Origin of the sequence: Streptomyces sp. NBC_01283, assembly GCF_041435335.1 — a bacterium.
Lineage (GTDB): Bacteria > Actinomycetota > Actinomycetes > Streptomycetales > Streptomycetaceae > Streptomyces.
Map to the genome: position 1 here is coordinate 2,595,098 of NZ_CP108430.1, position 17,394 is coordinate 2,612,491.

The 17,394-nt window shown below is 70.2% G+C and carries 13 protein-coding genes and 1 pseudogene; 6 read left to right on the top strand and 8 right to left on the bottom strand.

Translation table 11 applies throughout. The features are described 5' to 3' along the window. The first annotated feature begins 68 nt into the window (after positions 1-68). Together OG302_RS11725 and thrS are read left to right on the top strand one after the other, a co-directional pair. The gene (locus OG302_RS11725) at positions 69-1,892 is read left to right on the top strand and encodes a discoidin domain-containing protein (protein WP_371750098.1); all 1,824 of its coding nucleotides are present in this window, start codon (positions 69-71) and stop codon (positions 1,890-1,892) included. Between the two features lie 243 nt (positions 1,893-2,135). Then, positions 2,136-3,404: pseudogene (gene thrS / locus OG302_RS11730) on the top strand (threonine--tRNA ligase); the annotation flags it as partial. Here thrS and OG302_RS11735 read toward each other — a convergent pair. The 4 genes from OG302_RS11735 to OG302_RS11750 form a co-directional block, all read right to left on the bottom strand. Continuing rightward, positions 3,381-4,565: a spore photoproduct lyase family protein gene (locus tag OG302_RS11735; RefSeq protein WP_371526749.1), complete on the bottom strand. Its 1,185-nt coding sequence runs from the start codon at positions 4,563-4,565 to the stop codon at positions 3,381-3,383. The pseudogene thrS and the gene OG302_RS11735 overlap by 24 nt on opposite strands. A 41-nt stretch (positions 4,566-4,606) precedes the next feature. Further along, positions 4,607-5,974, bottom strand: a complete 1,368-nt coding sequence (locus tag OG302_RS11740; RefSeq protein ID WP_371526750.1) for a class I SAM-dependent RNA methyltransferase — start codon at positions 5,972-5,974, stop codon at positions 4,607-4,609. A gap of 123 nt (positions 5,975-6,097) precedes the next feature. Then, entirely contained in the window at positions 6,098-8,182 is a 2,085-nt protein-coding gene (locus OG302_RS11745; RefSeq protein ID WP_371526751.1) for an APC family permease, read from the bottom strand. Between the two features lie 61 nt (positions 8,183-8,243). After that, positions 8,244-10,520, bottom strand: coding sequence for an MMPL family transporter (locus tag OG302_RS11750; RefSeq protein ID WP_371526752.1), 2,277 nt, complete (start codon positions 10,518-10,520; stop codon positions 8,244-8,246). Positions 10,521-10,715: 195 nt separating this feature from the next. On the opposite strand from OG302_RS11750, the gene OG302_RS11755 reads away from it, so the two are divergent. The 4 genes from OG302_RS11755 (at position 10,716) to OG302_RS11770 (ending at position 12,769) form a co-directional block, all read left to right on the top strand. After that, positions 10,716-11,045, top strand: a complete 330-nt coding sequence (locus OG302_RS11755) for a winged helix-turn-helix domain-containing protein (RefSeq protein ID WP_361842931.1) — start codon at positions 10,716-10,718, stop codon at positions 11,043-11,045. Continuing rightward, complete coding sequence (locus OG302_RS11760; protein ID WP_361842933.1) at positions 11,045-11,284, top strand: hypothetical protein; 240 nt, start codon at positions 11,045-11,047, stop codon at positions 11,282-11,284. The genes OG302_RS11755 and OG302_RS11760 overlap by 1 nt, the downstream gene beginning before the upstream one ends. A gap of 139 nt (positions 11,285-11,423) precedes the next feature. Then, positions 11,424-12,092 carry a TrkA family potassium uptake protein gene (locus OG302_RS11765; protein ID WP_351158081.1) on the top strand — a complete coding sequence of 223 codons (669 nt, stop codon included), beginning with the start codon at positions 11,424-11,426 and terminating at the stop codon, positions 12,090-12,092. Continuing rightward, positions 12,092-12,769, top strand: coding sequence for a TrkA family potassium uptake protein (locus tag OG302_RS11770; RefSeq protein ID WP_361842937.1), 678 nt, complete (start codon positions 12,092-12,094; stop codon positions 12,767-12,769). Before OG302_RS11765 ends, OG302_RS11770 begins: the two co-directional genes overlap by 1 nt. Before the next feature lie 84 nt (positions 12,770-12,853). Here OG302_RS11770 and OG302_RS11775 read toward each other — a convergent pair whose 3' ends face one another. The 4 genes from OG302_RS11775 to OG302_RS11790 form a co-directional block, all read right to left on the bottom strand. After that, positions 12,854-13,582 carry a DUF3159 domain-containing protein gene (locus tag OG302_RS11775; protein ID WP_361842940.1) on the bottom strand — a complete coding sequence of 243 codons (729 nt, stop codon included), beginning with the start codon at positions 13,580-13,582 and terminating at the stop codon, positions 12,854-12,856. 3 nt (positions 13,583-13,585) lie between these two features. Continuing rightward, positions 13,586-13,984, bottom strand: coding sequence for an OB-fold nucleic acid binding domain-containing protein (locus OG302_RS11780; protein ID WP_371526753.1), 399 nt, complete (start codon positions 13,982-13,984; stop codon positions 13,586-13,588). Between the two features lie 89 nt (positions 13,985-14,073). Further along, positions 14,074-14,757: a response regulator gene (locus tag OG302_RS11785; protein WP_371750099.1), complete on the bottom strand. Its 684-nt coding sequence runs from the start codon at positions 14,755-14,757 to the stop codon at positions 14,074-14,076. Between the two features lie 44 nt (positions 14,758-14,801). Continuing rightward, the gene (locus OG302_RS11790; RefSeq protein WP_371526754.1) at positions 14,802-17,348 is read right to left on the bottom strand and encodes an ATP-binding protein; all 2,547 of its coding nucleotides are present in this window, start codon (positions 17,346-17,348) and stop codon (positions 14,802-14,804) included. Positions 17,349-17,394: the final 46 nt, after the last annotated feature.

Here is a 17,394-nt window from a genome sequence, read left to right on the forward strand (position 1 = left end):
CCGGCACCTCCCGAGGAAAGAGACTCACCCCGGTCGTCGCGCTGGCGACGGCCTGCGTCCTGACCCTGATGGCCGGCCTCGCGTCCGCGGAGCCGGCCGACCCTCCCGGCGCGGTCGCCGCCGCGGCCTGGGACACCGACCGCGCCGCCGAGGCGTACACCGCGAACCCGGGTTCGGCGACCGCGTCCGGCAACGAGGCGGGCAGCGCCGGTCCTGGCGCCACCTTCGACGGCAACGCCTCGACCCGCTGGTCCAGCCAGTTCGCCGACGACGCGTGGATACGCGTCGACCTCGGCGCCAGCCTCCGGGTCGATCGCGTCGTACTGGACTGGGAAGCCGCGTACGGCAAGAAGTACGTCCTTGAGGTGTCCGGGAACGGCACCGACTGGACCCCCTTCTACACCGAGACGGCGGGCACGGGCGGCTCCGTCACCGCCCACACCTACCCGCAGGAAGTGACGGGCCGCTACGTACGGATGCGCGGCGTCGAACGCGCCACCCCCTGGGGCTACTCGCTGCACGCCTTCAAGGTCTACGGCGGGGCGCCCGCCCCGGCCTCGACGACCCGCTCGAACCTCGCCCTGAACCACCCCGCCTACTCCAACCGCTATCAGCACGCGGGGAATTCACCGTCCTTCGCGACCGACGGCGGCTGGCCCGCCGACCTCAAGGCCGATCAGACCCGCTGGTCAAGCGACTGGAACGCCAACCGCTGGATCGCGGTCGACCTGGGCGCGCGCTCCACCATCGACACCGTGGACCTGTACTGGGAGGCGGCCTACGCGGTCGACTACGAACTCCAGGTATCCGACGACAACCAGACCTGGCGCACGGTCCACAAACCCTCCGCCGCGGAGGTCGCCGCGCGCCGGGCGGACGTCAAGTCGCCCGGCGACGCGGTGGGCCGGCACGACAGCGTGCGGCTCTCGCAGCCCGCGACAGGCCGCTACGTACGGATGCTCGGCAAGGAACGCCAGTCCTTCTACAACCCGGCCCCGGCCACCGCCCAATTCGGCTACTCCCTCTACGAGTTCCAGGTGTGGGGCACGGGCGGCAGCGCGTCCGCCGCGTATCCGGCGCTGCCGGGCGAGCAGTCGGGGGCGTACCGGACGACGTTCTTCGACGACTTCACCGCGGGGAGCCTGGACCGCTCCAAGTGGCGGGTGGTGCGCACCGGCACGGAGATGGGTTCGGTCAACGGCGAGTCGCAGGCGTACGTCGACTCCACGAACAACATCCGTACGGAGAACGGAAATCTCGTCCTCCAGGCCAAGTACTGCGACAACTGCACCACCGCGGGCGGCGGCACCTATGACTTCACCTCGGGCCGCATCGACACCAACACCACGTTCGACTTCACGTACGGCAAGGTCAGTGCCCGCATGAAGCTGCCCGTCGGGGACGGGTTCTGGCCCGCGTTCTGGATGCTGGGCAGCGACGTGGACGACCCGGACGTCTCATGGCCCGCCTCCGGCGAGACCGACATCATGGAGAACATCGGCTACGCGGACTGGACGAGCTCCGCCCTGCACGGCCCCGGCTACTCGGCGGACGGCAACGTCGGCGCCCGCCAGACGTATCCGAACGGCGGCACCGCCGACCAGTGGCACACGTACGCCGTGGAGTGGACGCCGACGGGCATGCGCTTCTCTGTCGACGACCGCCTCGTCCAGGAGACGACGCGCAACAAGCTGGAGTCCACGCGCGGCGAATGGGTCTTCGACCACCACCAGTACGTCATCCTCAACCTCGCCCTCGGCGGCGCCTACCCGGCGGGCTGGAACAAGGTCACCCAGCCGTACTGGGGCCTCCCGCAGTCCAGCGTCGACAAGGTCGCGGCGGGCGGGGCCAAGGCGGAGATCGACTGGGTTCGGGTGGAACAGAAGGGGTGACCCTGCCCTCGTCGCTTACCTGGCAGGAGCCGCGTCGTCGGCGATGCGGCTCCCGCGAAAAAATACCGGGCGGACACCGTCGCTCCTCTGTTAGCGTCCCCCGCATGAAGCGCGCTGCGATGACGACGACGCCGGAGAGTGTCCCGGCGCGCTGACCGATGTTCCAGTCGAAAGCCCCGGGGCGAGTGCCCCGGGGCTTCGCCATGGTCACTCGCCCGATGTACGCCCTACGTACGCGAGGAGACCGCCATGCATGACCACCGCAGGCTCGGCCGCGAGCTCGACCTGTTCGACACCGACCCGCTGATCGGCGCGGGACTGCCGTACTGGCTGCCGGACGGCGCGGCCGTCCGGCACACCCTGGAGGAGTACATCCGCGCCGCCGAGCGCAAGGCGGGCTACCGGCACGTGTACTCACCGGTCCTCGGCAAGCGGGAGCTGTACGAGATCTCGGGGCACTGGTCCCACTACAGCGAGGACATGTTCCCGCCGATGGACCTCGGCGGCGAGCAGGTCGTCCTGCGGCCGAGCCTCTGCCCCCACCACGCGGTGATCTACCGCTCGCGTCCGCACAGCTACCGCGAACTCCCCCTGCGCATGGCCGAGTTGGGCGGAATGTACCGCTCCGAACTCTCGGGCGTGCTGGGCGGCCTGACCCGGGTCCGCGCCATCCACCTCAACGACGCGCACATCTTCTGCACCCTGGACCAGGTCGCCGACGAGGCACGCTCCGCCCTGGAGATGATCCGCCGCGCGTATGAGGCCCTCGGCATCACCCCGGCCCGCTACCGGCTCTCCCTGCCGGGTCCCGGCGGCAAGTACGTCGCCGCTCCCGGGATGTGGCAGCGGTCCACCGCCCTGCTGACCGACGTCCTCGACCGCTCCGGCCTGCCCTACGAGGCGGTGGAGGGGGAAGCCGCGTTCTACGGACCCAAGATCGACGTCCAGGTCACCGACGGAGCGGGCCGGGAGTCCACTCTCTCCACCGTCCAGGTCGACTTCCACCAGCCCGACCGCTTCGACCTGCACTACATCGGCGCGGACGGCGCGAAGCACCGCCCGGTCATGGTCCACCGCAGCATCATCGGCAGCGTGGAGCGAGCCGTCGCCCACCTCATCGAACAGCACGGCGGCGCCTTCCCGGCCTGGCTCGCCCCCACCCAGCTGGCCGTCCTGCCCATCTCCGACGCCGAACTGCCGAACGCCGTGGCGTTCGCGCGGCGCTGCGGGGAGCTCGGGCTGCGGGCCGAGATCGCGGGGCCGGAGCGCGGCACCCTGGGCGCCCGCGTCAGGGAGGCCCGCCTGGTGCCCTACCAGGCGGTCATCGGCGCCAAGGAGGCCGCCGACGACCGTGTCGCCCTGCGGCTGCGAGACGGGCGCCGGCTCGACCCGCTGCCCGCCGACGACGCCCTCGCCCGCATCGGCGCGCTCGTCGAGGCCCACAGCACCGACCTGTGGGAACACGGGCGCCCGCACCGCCGAGGGGGCTCAGAAGGCGTATCTGACGCGTAGCCACGGCGCGTGCGCCGCGAGCAGTTGCTGGATGCGCGTCAGTGACTGCTGCTTGATGTCATGGGCGTAGCGGACATTGAGTACCCCGTTCCGTGAGCGCTTGGTCTCCTGGGCCTCCGGCTGCCACAGCATGTCCTCGGCGCGGGGGTGCCATCCCAGATTGACCTCGTGGAGCGCCTCGTTGTGGGTCAGCATGATGACCTCGGCCGCCGCCTGCTCCTTCACGCGGGCGGGCAGGACGTCGTCGAGGTGGGTCAGCAGGTCGGCCCAGTCGCGCTGCCACCCCGGGCGCAGCACGACGGGCGAGAGGTTGAAGTGGACCTCGTACCCGGCGTCGAGGAAGTCGGGCGCGGCGGCGATGCGCTCCTCGACGGGGCTGGTGCGGATGTCCAGCAGCCGGACGTCGGCGGCGGGCATGAGGGAGAAGCGCACCCGGGTGCGCCCCTGCGGGTCGAGCGCGAGCAGGTCGGGGTTGACGAACTTGGTCGCGAAGGAGGCCTTCGCCGTCGGCAGGCCGCGGAACGCGGCGACCAGATCGGCCGTGTTGTCACAGACCAGGGCGTCGACGGAGCAGTCACCGTTCTCGCCGATGTCGTAGACCCAGGCCCGGGGGTCGCACTGGTTGGGTTCCGTCTTGGGGCCCTGGGCGCGCACGTGCCGTCGGACGTGGGCGACGATCGCCTCGATGTTGGTGAACAGCGTGATGGGGTTCGCGAAGCCCTTGCGGCGCGGGACGTAGCAGTAGGCGCAGGCCATCGCGCAGCCGTTGGAGGGGCCCGGCGCGATCCAGTCGGCGGATCTGCCGTTGGGGCGGGTGGCGAGGGTGTGCTTGACGCCGAGGACGAGCGTCTCGGTCTTGATGCGGACCCACCGGGCGACGTTGCCGTCGTTGCCGTGAAGGGCGGGGATGCGCCAGTGGCTCTCGACCTCGGTCACGCGCACTCCCGGCAGCCGGGCCATGATCTGCTGGCCGCGCGGCGAGTCGAGGGCCGCGGGCTCGGCGTACACCTCCCGCACGTCGAGCATCCGCCGGGCCCGCGGACTGTCCCGGAAGGCTCCGCCCCCGGGCGCGGCGGCCGGGGCCGGCGAGCTGTCCGTCCACCCGAAGAGAGCCTGCTGCTCAGGCTCTTCCGAGGCAGCCCCTGCCGCCGACCGCTCCACGTACTGGCCCTTTCCGCGTGCGTACCGGGTGAACCCGCGGGTCAGCGGCCCTTCTCAGCAGGCTCCAGAATCGCGACGCACTCCACGTGATGCGTCATCGGGAACAGATCGAACGCCCGCAGCGACCGCACCCGGTAGCCGCCGTCGCGGAAGTACCCCAGGTCCCGGGCCAGCGCGGCCGGGTCGCAGGCCACGTAGGCGATCCTTCGGGCGCCCAGGCCCGTGAGGTGCTTCACCGTCTGCTTGCCCGCGCCCGCGCGCGGCGGGTCGAGGACGATCAGGTCGACCTCCGTGATGCCGGTGCGCGGCAGGGTGGCCTCGACCTTGCCCTGTTCGATGCGGACGCGGTCGAAGGCGGCCAGGTTGTGGCGGGCGTCCTCGACGGCCCGCTTGCCGGACTCGATGCCGAGGACCGCGCCCTTGTCGCCGACCCGGTCCGCGATCGCGCCCGCGAAGAGGCCGACGCCGCAGTAGAGGTCGAGGGCCGTGTCGCCCTTGCGGGGCGTCAGGCCCTGCATGACCGCGAGCATCAGCGTCTCCGCGGCCTTCGGGTGGACCTGCCAGAAGCCGCCGTTGCCGACGCGGTACGTGCGGCCGTCGGCGCGCTCGCGGACGAAGGGGCGGCCGTGCACGCGGTGGACGCCGCCGTCCTGTTCGGCGATGCGCAGGACCGAGACCGGCTTGTCCAGCTCCACGAGGGGCAGGCGCGCGCCCGGCTTCGGTTCCAGGATGACCTGGCGGTCCTGGGAGCCCGTGGCGGCGATCGCCTCGACGGACTCCATGCCGGACCAGTCGTGCTTCTCGATGCCCAGCTCGGAGATCCCGGGAGCCGCGATCATGCAGTGCTCGACGGGCTCGACCTCGTGCGAGCGGTGGCGGCGCAGGCCCGCGTTGCCGTCGGGGTCGACCGCGTACTGGACGCGCGTGCGCCACGCCGGGACCTCGCCCGGGGGCAGCTTGTCGCCCTCGGCCGGTACGACGGTGCCGTCCCAGCCCGCCTCCTCGGGGGTGAGGCCCGCGAGGCGCTGGAGCTGCTCGGTGATGACTTCGCCCTTGAGCCGGCGCTGCGCGCCCGGCTTCGCGTGCTGCCAGTCGCAGCCTCCGCAGCGGCCGGGGCCCGCGTAGGGGCAGGGGGCCTCGACGCGGTCCTTCGACGCCTCGATGACGGTCACGGCGTCCGCGCGCAGGAAGCGGGACTCCTCGTCACCGTCGGTCACACGCGCGACGACCTTCTCGCCGGGGAGCGTGTGACGGACGAAAAGGACGCGTCCCTCCGCTGTGCGGGCTACGCAGTGGCCGCCGTGCGCGACCGGGCCCACCTCGACCTCGTACTCCTGCCCGATGAGGGAGGCCGCCTGCGAACCCTCCTTCGAGTTCCCCGCCTGCGATTTCTTCGGTTCTGCCTGCATGGCGGGGTGACTCCACTACGTAAGGGGGCATCGGCCGAGAGAAACGGCCGGACAACAGCCCACCAGTCTACGTGGGTGTTGTCCGGCCGCTCACCAACCGCAGAGGGTCAGGAACCGTGACGGTCAGGACTTCTTGCCGTTCCCGCCACCGTTCCGTGCGCCGTTCCCGTTGCTCGGCTCCTTCGCACGCTTCTCCACCGGCCCCCGCCGCACCGCACCCGGCGCGTTCCACTCCGACCGCTTCCTGGCCCGCTTCTTGGCGGCCTCGGAGGAGTCGAGCTGGTAGGGCACGGAGGTGACCATCACGCCGGGGGTGAAGAGCAGGCGGCCCTTGAGCCGGAGCGCGCTCTGGTTGTGCAGCAGGTGCTCGTACCAGTGGCCCACCACATACTCCGGGATGATCACGCTGACCACGTCGCGCGGGCTCTCCTTGCGGAGGCCCTTGACGTACTCGATGATCGGCCGGGTGATCTCGCGGTAGGGCGAGTCGAGGATCTTCAGCGGGACGTGGATGCCGCGCCGCTCCCACTCGGTCCTGAGGGCCTTGGTCTCCGCCGGGTCGACGTTGATGCTCAGCGCTTCGAGCGTGTCCGAGCGCATCAGCTTGGCGTAGGCAAGGGCGCGCAGCGTCGGGCGGTGGATCTTGGAGACAAGCACGATGGAGTGCACGCGCGAGGGGCGCACGCTGTCCTCGGACGGGGTGTCCGGGGCGGCGATCTCCTCGGCGACGCGGTCGTAGTGCCGGCGGATCGCGGACATCGTCGCGTAGAAGATCACCATGCCGAGCAGCGCCACCCACGCGCCGTGCGTGAACTTCGTGACGAGCACGACGATCAGGACCATGCCGGTGAAGAAGGCGCCGAAGGTGTTGATCGCCCGCGAGCGGATCATGTGGCGCCGCTTGGCCTGGTCCCTCTCCTTGGCCAGATGGCGGTTCCAGTGCCGGACCATGCCGATCTGACTGAGCGTGAAGGAGACGAAGACGCCGACGATGTAGAGCTGGATCAGGCGGGTCGAGTCCGCGCCGTAGATCACGACGAGGAGCGCCGCGGCCCCCGCGAGGAGCACGATGCCGTTGGAGAACGCGAGCCGGTCGCCGCGGGTGTGCAGCTGACGCGGCAGGTATCGGTCCTGGGCGAGGATCGAGCCGAGCAGCGGGAAGCCGTTGTAGGCCGTGTTGGCCGCGAGGAAGAGGACCAGCGCGGTGGCGGCCGCCAGCACGATGAACAGGAAGCTGCCGTTGCCGAAGACGGCCTCGGCGACCTGGGAGATCACCGGGTTCTGGACGTAGTCGGAGCCGACCGGCACCCCGTTGTGGAAGAGGTCCTTGCCCGGGTACTCGGCCATGCGGACCTTGGTCGTCATGGCGAGCGCGATGATGCCGCAGAACATGGTGACGGCGAGGGCGCCCATCAGGGCCAGGGTGCTCGCCGCGTTCTTGCTCTTGGGCTTGCGGAAGGCCGGGACGCCATTGCTGATCGCCTCGACACCGGTGAGCGCGGCACAGCCGGACGAGAACGCCCGCAGGAGCAGGAAGACCAGGGCGAAGCCCGCGAGGCCGCCGTGCTCGGGCTTGATCTCGTAGTCCGCGGTGGGCGCCTTCATCGTCTCGTCGAGGACGATGCCCCGGAAGGCACCCCACGCGATCATGATGAAGACGCCGGCCACGAAGACGTACGTCGGGATGGCGAAGAGCTTCCCGGACTCCTTCACACCGCGCAGGTTCATCACCGTGAGGAGCACGATGACGGCGACGGCGCAGAGGACCTTGTGCTCGACGACGAACGGGACCGCCGAGCCGAGGTTCTCGATGCCCGAGGAGATCGACACCGCCACGGTCAGGACGTAGTCGACGAGCAGCGCGCTCGCGACGGTGAGTCCCGCCTTGGGCCCGAGGTTGGTGTTGGCGACCTCGTAGTCGCCGCCACCGCTCGGGTAGGCGTGCACGTTCTGCCGGTACGACGCGACGACGGTGAACATCAGCACGACGACCGCGACGGCGATCCAGGGGCTGAAGTGGTACGCCGACACACCCGCGATCGAGAGGACTAGGAGCACTTCGCCCGGTGCATAGGCCACGGAGGAGAGCGGGTCGGACGCGAACACGGGTAGAGCGATGCGCTTCGGCAGGAGGGTTTCTCCGAGCCGGTCGCTGCGCAGTGCGCGCCCGATGAGGATCCGTTTGGGCACGTCGGTCAGTTTGGACACGCAGAGGATCGTAAGCGTTCGAATGGGTGCCCGCCCACCCACCACCCCCTAACGGCGCCGGTTAGCCACGACGCGCCGCCGGGGACTCCGCCCAATGCCCGGAAAGCGGACGCTGTTCGGCACTCTCCGGGGCATGCGGCACCTCCCGCGCCCCGTACCGCTCGGCGGTCCGCTGCTCGGCGCGGCGGATCGCGCGGGACGGCCACCAGGTGGCACGCCCGAGGAGGAGCAGCGCCGCCGGAAGGATCATGATGCGGATCACGAACGCGTCCAGCAGGACGGCCGCCGCGAGGACGAAGCCCATCTGCTTCATCTCCAGGATGTGCAGCATCACGAAGCTCGCGAAGACGGTGACCATGACGATCGCGGCGCTGGTGACGACCTTGGCGGAGGAGCCGATGCCCTCGATGACCGCCTGCCGGGTGGGTACGCCGTCCAGTGCGGCCTCGCGGATCCGGCTGACCACGAACACCTGGTAGTCCATCGAGAGCCCGAAGAGGATCACGAAGAGGAAGAGCGGCACCCGCGAGGAGATCCCGCCGAGCGAGATGAACGAGAGCAGTTCCTCGGCCCACTCCCCCTGGAAGACCAGGACGAGGAGTCCGAGCGCGGACGCGGCGGAGAGCAGGTTGAGCACGATGCCGAGCAGTCCGAGGACGACCGAGCGGAACGCGAAGACCGTCATGGCGAAGGTCATCAGGAGCAGGAAGCCGAGGACGAGCGGCAGCTTCTGGTTCTGGTGGTCCACGTAGTCCGTGCCGCGCGGCACCTCGCCGGTGACGGCCGTCTCGACGCCGGGCAGTGTGCCGACGGTCGCGGGGAGATGGTCGTGGCGGAGGTGGTCGAGCGAGGCCTCGGCCTTATCGGAGTACGTCGGGTGTGCGGTGTTCAGCTCCAGGGTGGTGGTCCTGCGGTCCTTCGAGGCGCGCAGGATCGGCGCTCCGGAGGGGTGTGAGAACAGCGGGTCGGTCTGCGCCCTGCGGTCCAGCCGCGTGAGCGCCTCGCGTACGTCGGCGGCCTGCGCCGCATCGGCCCGCACCACGACCAGGTGCCGGACGCGCTGCTCGGGGAAGACTTCGAGCAGCCTGTCGTACCCCTTCATGGCCTCGATGTCGCGCGAGAAGCTGTCGCGGGCCGGGTTCTTGAGCTTCATGTCCAGGGCGGGCAGCGCGAGCCCCAGCATGACGAGGACCGAGAGGCACAGGGTGAGCGCGGGGTGCTTGCGGGCGGGCGTGAGCAGGGCGCTCCAGGCGCGGCCCGGCTTCTTCTCGCCGTACGTCCGGACGGACTTGCCCTGGGCGAGGCGCTTGGCGGCGCGGCGCTCGGTGCGCCGGCCGAGCTTGACCAGGAGGGCGGGCAGCACCGTCACGGAGCTGACCACGGCGACGGCGACCACCAGGATGGTGCCGGTGGCGAGGGAGTCGAAGATGACGTCACGTGCCAGGAAGAGCGCGGTGGTGGAGACGATCACCGCGAGCCCGGAGACCACGATCGCGCGGCCCGCCGTCGCGGCGGCGGCCTCGACCAGGGCCTCCGAGGTGAGGCGGCCGCCCGCGCGGGCCCGTTCCTCGCGCTCGCGCTTGAGGTAGAAGAGCGTGTAGTCGACCCCGACGGCCATGCCGATGAGCAGGATCATGCTCATGCCGACGCCGGTGTCGGGCAGCAGGTGCGAGGCCAGCATCGCCAGGCCCATCGTCGCCATGATCGAGGTGACGGCGAGCAGCAGCGGTACGCCGACCATGACCACCGAGCCGAACACCAGGGCGAGTGTGATCAGCGTGACCGGCAGCGTGATCGCCTCGGAGAACTGCAGGTCCTCGTCGCGCTGGTCGTCGACGCCCTTGCTCACGGAGGCGTCGCCGGTCTCCTCGATCACCAGCCCCGGGTGCGCCTTCGCGGCCTCCTCGGTCTGCGCCTGGAGCGGCGGGACCGACTCCTGGTCCTCCTGCTCGGAGCCGTTCAGCTCCACCTGGACCCGCAGGACCCTGCCGTCGGCCGACGGCACCGGCGGCGCCACCGATGCGACCTCGGGCAGCGACTTCATCCGGGCGGTGACGTCCTTGACGGCGGCAGCGGCGGCCTTCTTGTCGAGCGCCCCCGACTCGGCGCGGATCAGCACCTGTTCGGTGGGCCGCAGCTGGACACCGCCCTCGGTCGCCAGGGCCTCGGCACGGCCGGCCTCGCCGACGCGGAAGTCCTCCGAGGTCGCGCTGTTCATGCCGGCGGCGATGCCGCCTCCCAGGCAGAGCACCACGAACACCAGCCAGCCGACGATCGCCCGCCCTGGATGCAGCGCGCTCCATCTGGCCACGCGCACCGTGACCGATCGCTTCCTCATGACCATCCCCACCCCTTCACGATCCCCAGTCCTTCATATGTAAGTCGAGACTGACAGGTGAAGGAACGAACCGTCAACTGTCATTCGAGGATGCGAGAAGGCGGATTGACAGTGGATCCCGTCATGCGTAAGCCTTGGCTGACAGGTTTCGGGACCAGCGGGAAGACCAGCTGGCAGACCACGAGAAGGCGGGCCATGGACAGCGAAGAGCTGCTCGCCTTCCTCTCCGCCGTCGGCCACGCCCAGCGGATCAGGATCATCACCGAGCTCGCCCCGGGGCAGCTGTACGTCAGCGAACTGGCGCGGCGGCTCGGCGTCTCCCGCCCCCTGCTCTACATGCACCTCGAACGTCTGGAGAAGGCCGGTCTCGTCGTCGGCCGCCTGGAGCTCTCCGACGACGGCAAGGCGCTCAAGTACTTCGAACTGGCGCCGTTCGACGTGCGATTGAACGTGGACACGATCCTCGCGGCCGTCCGGCAGGACGCGTCGGACGAGGACGGACAGCACTCACCTGAGGGGTCTTAATGGACGACGTGATCATCCCGGTCGCCTTCTTCCTGATACTCGCCGGCGCGATCGTGGCCGTCGCCTACTTCCAGACGCAGCGCAACCGCGAGCGCGACCGGCAGTACGCCGAGGCGATGGAGCAGTACCGCGAGGTCGTCGAACGCGCCAGGTCCGAGCAGGAGGCGGCGCGCCTGCAGCTCGTCGAGATGGGCTACCGGCTCAAGTCCGTCGAGAGCCTGCTGCGCAGCGTGGACTGAGAATGCGGCGAGGACCGAGCACCGACAGGTGCACGGGGGTGCCATCGGCGGACCGTGCGTGTGTAGCTTGGGCGTCGGTCTGAGACGCTTTTACCGTTCAGCCTGAGCAAAAAGTATTGACACAGCCGGAAGGACGGGCGTGCACATCGTCATCATGGGCTGCGGGAGAGTCGGATCGGCTCTCGCGCAAACCCTGGAACAACAGGGGCACACGGTCGCCGTGATCGACCAGGACCCCACCGCCTTCCGCCGTCTGGGCTCCGGCTTCGGCGGCCGTCGCGTCACCGGCATCGGCTTCGACCAGGACACCCTGCGCGAGGCCGGCATCGAGGAGGCGGGCGCCTTCGCCGCGGTCAGCAGCGGCGACAACTCGAACATCATCGCCGCCCGCGTGGCCCGCGAGATGTTCGGCATCGAGAACGTCGCCGCGCGCATCTACGACCCGCGCCGCGCCGAGGTCTACCAGCGCCTGGGCATCCCCACCGTCGCCACGGTCCGCTGGACCGCCGACCAGATGCTGCGCAGGCTGCTGCCCTCCGGGGCCGAACCGCTGTGGCGCGACCCCACCGGCGGCGTGCAGCTCGCCGAGGTGCACGCGTCCGCGTCCTGGATCGGCCACAAGATCAGTGAGCTCCAGGAGGAGACCGGCGTACGCGTGGCCTTCCTCACCCGGCTGGGCGAGGCGGTCCTGCCGACCTCGCAGACGGTGCTCCAGGAGGGTGACCTGGTGCACGTGATGATGCGCACCGACGAGGTCGAGAAGGTCGAAGCGGCGTTCGCCGAAGGCCCCGAGGAAGGCGGTCAGTGATGAGGGTCGCCATTGCCGGAGCAGGCGCGGTGGGACGTTCCATCGCCGGTGAGCTCCTGGAGAACGGGCACGAGATCCTGCTCATCGACAAGGCGCCGACCGCCATCTCGGTCGAGCGCGTCCCGCAGGCGGAGTGGCTGCTCGCCGACGCCTGTGAGATCACCTCGCTCGACGAGGCGGCGCTCCAGCGCTGCAACGTGGTGATCGCCGCGACCGGCGACGACAAGGTCAACCTCGTCGTCTCGCTGCTCGCCAAGACCGAGTACGGCGTCCCGCGGGTCGTGGCCCGCGTGAACAACCCCAAGAACGAATGGCTCTTCAACGAGTCCTGGGGCGTCGACGTCGCCGTCTCGACCCCGCGCCTGATGTCCGCGCTCGTCGAGGAGGCGGTGAGCGTCGGCGATCTCGTACGCCTGCTGCGCTTCAGCCACGGCGACGCGAACCTCGTCGAGCTGACGCTGCCGCCCGAGTCGGCGCTCGCCGGCACGACGGTCGGCGACGTGCAGTGGCCCGAGGACACCTCACTGGTCACGATCATCCGCGGCACGCGCGTCCTGGCGCCCACCCCGGACGATTCCCTGGAGGCGGGCGACGAGCTCCTCTTCGTGGCCGCCCAGGCCCGCGAGGAGCAGCTGGAGGACCTCCTGTCGGTACGCCGGGAGGACGCGGCGAGCTAGCTCCGCGCTTCTACGCGGATGGGGGGCGCCCGGTGTCTACCGGGCGCCCCCCATCTCGTACATCTGCTGCTCACATCTGCTCTCTCAGACCTCGCGGCGCTCCGCCTCGCGCTCCTTCTCCGCCTTCTCCGCTGCTTCCATCTCGGCGAAGACGTCGATCGGCGCGGGCGCCTTCGCGAGGAAGACCCAGGTCAGCCAGACGGCGAGCAGGAAGGGCGGGATCTTCAGGGCGATCAGGACCCAGCCGAACTGGGTGGTGTCCGCCCACCAGTAGAGCGGGAAAAGGATCGCGCACTTGGCGAGCAGGATCAGACCCCAGGCCCAACTGGCCTTCGTGTACGCCTTCTTGCGGCCCGGGTTGCGGGTCCGCCAGGAGAGGTTCTCCTTGAAGACCGGGCCGAGGATCAGGCCGATCAGCGGGACGCCCGCGATGGCCGTGACGATGTAGGCGAGGGCGAGGCCCAGGGTGTAGAGCATGCCCGGCAGATAGAAGTCCTTGGCGTTGCCGGTCATCATCGCGAAGACCACGCCGAAGGCGACACCGAAGACGCCGCTGAAGGCGTGCTTGACGGTGTCCTTCGTGATCAGACGGACCGCCACGAGAACCAGGGACACCGCGAGGGCCGCGATGGCCGACATGTGCAGGTCCTTGTTGATCGTGAAGATCGTCACGAAGAGGAGGCCCGGGACGACGGTCTCCACCATGCCCCGCAAGCCGCCGAAGGCCTCGAAGAGCGCGGCCTCGGTCACGGCCCTGGAATCAGCTTCCTGATCCGTGCTTCCTTGGTCCGCAGGCTTGTCGAGGGACGTCACCGGCTACTCCCGTCCGAGGGGTCTGAGTTCGTATTTCGGGTTGAAGAGCACCCGGCGGCCCCGGCTCATCGAGACCCGGCCGGACGCGATCAGCCTGCGCCCCGGCTCTATCCCCACGATGGAGCGCCTGCCGAGCCACACCACGTCCAGAGCCGCGGAACCGTCGAACAGCTCCGCCTCCAGGGCGGGGACGCCGGCGCGTGGTCGCAGGGTGACCGTGCGCAAGGTACCAGTAACCGTGACTATCTGGCGGTCGTGGCAGTCTCCGATGCGGGTGCATCCAGCCGTCGCGGCATCCTCGCGCAGCTCCTCCGACTCCAGATCCTCCTGGGAGGAGGACAGCCGGTCGAGCATGCGCCGGAAACGGCCTGCCGGCTTCTCGGAACCAGGAACAGCACTCATACAGGAAGCGTACCGGGGGTCGCCGACAGCGCCGCAATGGGTGCGCTCATCTGTGCTTATGCCCGCTCAGCACGGCCTTGACCCTTGACTCATCGTTCGAACCTGTAACCCATTCCCGGCTCGGTGATGAAGTGCCGCGGATGCGCGGGGTCCGCCTCCAGCTTGCGGCGCAGCTGCGCCATGTAGACGCGCAGGTAGTTCGTCTCCGTACCGTACGAAGGGCCCCACACCTCCTGGAGCAGCTGCTTCTGGCTGACCAGGCGCCCGGTGTTGCGCACCAGGACTTCGAGGAGGTGCCACTCGGTGGGCGTCAGGCGTACGTCCCGCCCGTCGCGGTGCACCTTCTTGGCGGCCAGGTCGACCGTGAAGTCCTCGGTGTCCACCAGCACGTCGTCCTCGCCCGCTCCGGTGGGCTCCGCCCTGCGGATGGAGGCCCGCAGCCGGGCCAGGAGCTCGTCCATGCCGAAGGGCTTGGTGACGTAGTCGTCGGCGCCCGCGTCGAGCGCCTCGACCTTCTCGTCCGAGCTGTGCCGCGCGGAGAGCACCAGGATCGGGACGCGGGTCCAGCCGCGCAGGCCCTTGATGACCTCGACCCCGTCCATGTCGGGCAGACCGAGGTCGAGCACGATCACGTCGGGGTGGCGAGCGGCGGCGAGCTGGAGCGCGGTGGCTCCGTCCGGGGCCGCGTCCACGTCGTACTTGCGCGCCTTCAGGTTGATCACGAGGGCGCGTACGATCTGCGGCTCGTCGTCGACCACGAGCACCCGGGTCATCCGTACCTGCCTTTCGGGCTTCTGGGTCTTGTCGGTGGTGGCGGTCATGAGGTCATGTGCGCGGAGAGGTCCGGCAGGGCCTGTGGTCCGCCCGCAGCCGCCCGCAGCGTGAGGACCATGGTGAGTCCCCCTCCGGGGGTGTCCTCGGCCTCCAGCGTGCCTCCCATGGACTCGACGAAGCCGCGTGCGACCGCTAGGCCCAGGCCGACGCCCGCGCCGCGCGGAGCGTCACCGTAGCGCTGGAACGGCTCGAAGATGCGGTCCTTGGCGGCATCCGGGACGCCGGGGCCGCGGTCCACGACGCGCAGCTCGACGCGGTCGCCGAGCGTGCTCGCGGAGACCAGGACCGGCTCGGCGTCGAGGCTGTACTTGACCGCGTTCTCGACGATGTTGGCGACGGCGCGCTCCAGGAGGCCCTTGTCGACGGAGACCATGGGCAGCGTCTCGGGGATGTCGAGGTCCGCGCTGCCGTCGGGGACACCGCCGAGCGCCATCGGGACGACCTCGTCGAGGTCGATCGCGCGGATCAGCGGGGTGACGGTGCCGGTCTGCAGGCGGGACATGTCCAGGAGGTTGCCGACCAGGTGGTCCAGGCGGTCGGCGCCGTCCTCGATGCCTTCGAGGAGCTCGGCCTGGTCCTCCTCGGACCAGGACACGTCGTCGGAGCGCAGGGACGAGACGGCGGCCTTGATGCCGGCCAGGGGCGTCCGCAAGTCATGGCTGACGGCGGCGAGCAGCGCCGTGCGGATGCGGTTGCCCTCGGCGAGGGTGCGGGCCTGGTCCGCCTCGGACTTCAGGCGCTGGCGGTCCAGGACGACGGCGGCCTGCGCGGCGAACGCGGCGAGCACCCGGCGGTCCTCGGCGGGCAGCACCCGGCCGGACAGGGCGAGCGCCATGTGGTCGCCCACCGGCATGTCCACGTCGGCGTCCTCGGGGCGGTCGAGCATGCGGCCCTCACCGACCCGGCCCGCGCAGGTCCAGGGGGCGACGTCGCTCGCGCGCTCCAGGAGGGCCACCGAGTCCATGCTGAAGGTCTCGCGTACGCGTTCGAGCAGGGCGTCCAGCGAGGTCTCGCCGCGCAGCACGCTGCCCGCGAGGAAGGAGAGTATCTCCGACTCCGCACGGAGCCTGGCTGCCTGGTGGGTGCGGCGGGCGGCGAGGTCCACGACGGAGGCCACGGAGATCGCGACGCCCACGAAGACGATGATCGCGACGATGTTCTTGGAGTCGGAGATCGTCCACAGGTGCAGCGGCGGCGTGAAGTAGTAGTTCAGGAGCAGCGAGCCGAACGCCGCCGACGCCAGGGCCGGCAGGAGCCCGCCCAGCAGTGCGGCGGCGACCGTGAGCGTCAGGAACAGCAGCATGTCGTTGGCGAGACCCAGGTTCGCGTCCACATGGGTCAGGAGCAGCGTCAGGAGCGCCGGGCCGCCCACGCCCACCAGCCAGCCCCAGATGCTGCGGGAGCGCCCCAGCCGGGCCCCGCGCGCCACGGGCAGGCCGCGCCCCTTGGCGACCTCGCCGTGCGTGACGATGTGGACGTCCAGGTCGGGGCCCGAGTCGCGGGCCACCGTGGCGCCGACACCGGGCCCGAAGATGTACTGCCAGGTCTTGCGGCGCGAGGAGCCGAGGACGATCTGGGTGGCGTTCACGCCGCGGGCGAAGTCGAGGAGCGCGGCCGGTATGTCGTCGCCGATGACGTGGTGGAAGGTGCCGCCCAGGTCCTCGACGAGCGTGCGCTGGACCGCGAGCTCCTTGGGCGATGCCGCGGTGAGGCCGTCGCTGCGGGCGATGTAGACGGCGAGGATCTCGCTGCCCGAGCCCTTGGCGGCCATCCGGGAGGCGCGGCGGATCAGCGTGCGGCCCTCGGGGCCGCCGGTGAGGCCGACGGCGATGCGCTCGCGGGCCTGCCAGGTGGAGCGGATGCCGTGCTCTCCGCGGTACTGCTGGAGGTACTCGTCGACCCGGTCGGCGACCCAGAGCAGCGCGAGCTCGCGCAGGGCGGTGAGGTTGCCGGGCCGGAAGTAGTTGGACAGGGCCGCGTCGACCCGGTCGGGCTTGTAGATGTTGCCGTGCGCCATGCGGCGGCGCAGCGCCTGGGGCGACATGTCGACCAGCTCGATCTGGTCCGCGCGCCGCACCACCTCGTCCGGCACGGTCTCGCGCTGGCGTACGCCGGTGATCGACTCGACGACGTCGCCGAGGGACTCCAGGTGCTGGATGTTCACGGTCGAGACGACGTCGATGCCCGCCGCGAGGAGTTCCTCGACGTCCTGCCAGCGCTTGGCGTTGCGGGAGCCGGGGACGTTCGTGTGCGCCAGTTCGTCCACGAGGGCGACGGCGGGGGCGCGCTCCAGGACGGCGTCGACGTCCATCTCGGTGAAGAGGGTGCCGCGGTAGTCCAGGTCCTTGCGGGGCACCTGCTCCAGGCCGTGCAGCATCACCTCGGTACGTGGCCTGCCGTGGTGCTCCACGAAGGCCACGACGCAGTCGGTGCCGCGCTCGATGCGGCGGTGCGCCTCGGACAGCATGGCGTACGTCTTGCCGACGCCCGGTGCCGAACCGAGGTATATCCGAAGCTTGCCGCGTGCCATGGCCCCATTGTCTTCCCGAATCCGCTCTGTACGCAGTGTCGACCTT

What these genes read in the sequence shown, in the direction of transcription:
- OG302_RS11725 (WP_371750098.1), top strand. Translation starts at nt 69, where the DNA reads ATGGCCGGCCTCGCGTCCGCGGAGCCGGCCGACCCTCCCGGCGCGGTC.
- OG302_RS11740 (WP_371526750.1), bottom strand. Translation starts at nt 5,974, where the DNA reads ATGCAGGCAGAACCGAAGAAATCGCAGGCGGGGAACTCGAAGGAGGGT.
- OG302_RS11750 (WP_371526752.1), bottom strand. Translation starts at nt 10,520, where the DNA reads ATGAGGAAGCGATCGGTCACGGTGCGCGTGGCCAGATGGAGCGCGCTG.
- OG302_RS11755 (WP_361842931.1), top strand. Translation starts at nt 10,716, where the DNA reads ATGGACAGCGAAGAGCTGCTCGCCTTCCTCTCCGCCGTCGGCCACGCC.
- OG302_RS11760 (WP_361842933.1), top strand. Translation starts at nt 11,045, where the DNA reads ATGGACGACGTGATCATCCCGGTCGCCTTCTTCCTGATACTCGCCGGC.
- OG302_RS11770 (WP_361842937.1), top strand. Translation starts at nt 12,092, where the DNA reads ATGAGGGTCGCCATTGCCGGAGCAGGCGCGGTGGGACGTTCCATCGCC.
- OG302_RS11780 (WP_371526753.1), bottom strand. Translation starts at nt 13,984, where the DNA reads ATGAGTGCTGTTCCTGGTTCCGAGAAGCCGGCAGGCCGTTTCCGGCGC.
- OG302_RS11785 (WP_371750099.1), bottom strand. Translation starts at nt 14,757, where the DNA reads ATGACCCGGGTGCTCGTGGTCGACGACGAGCCGCAGATCGTACGCGCC.
- OG302_RS11790 (WP_371526754.1), bottom strand. Translation starts at nt 17,348, where the DNA reads ATGGCACGCGGCAAGCTTCGGATATACCTCGGTTCGGCACCGGGCGTC.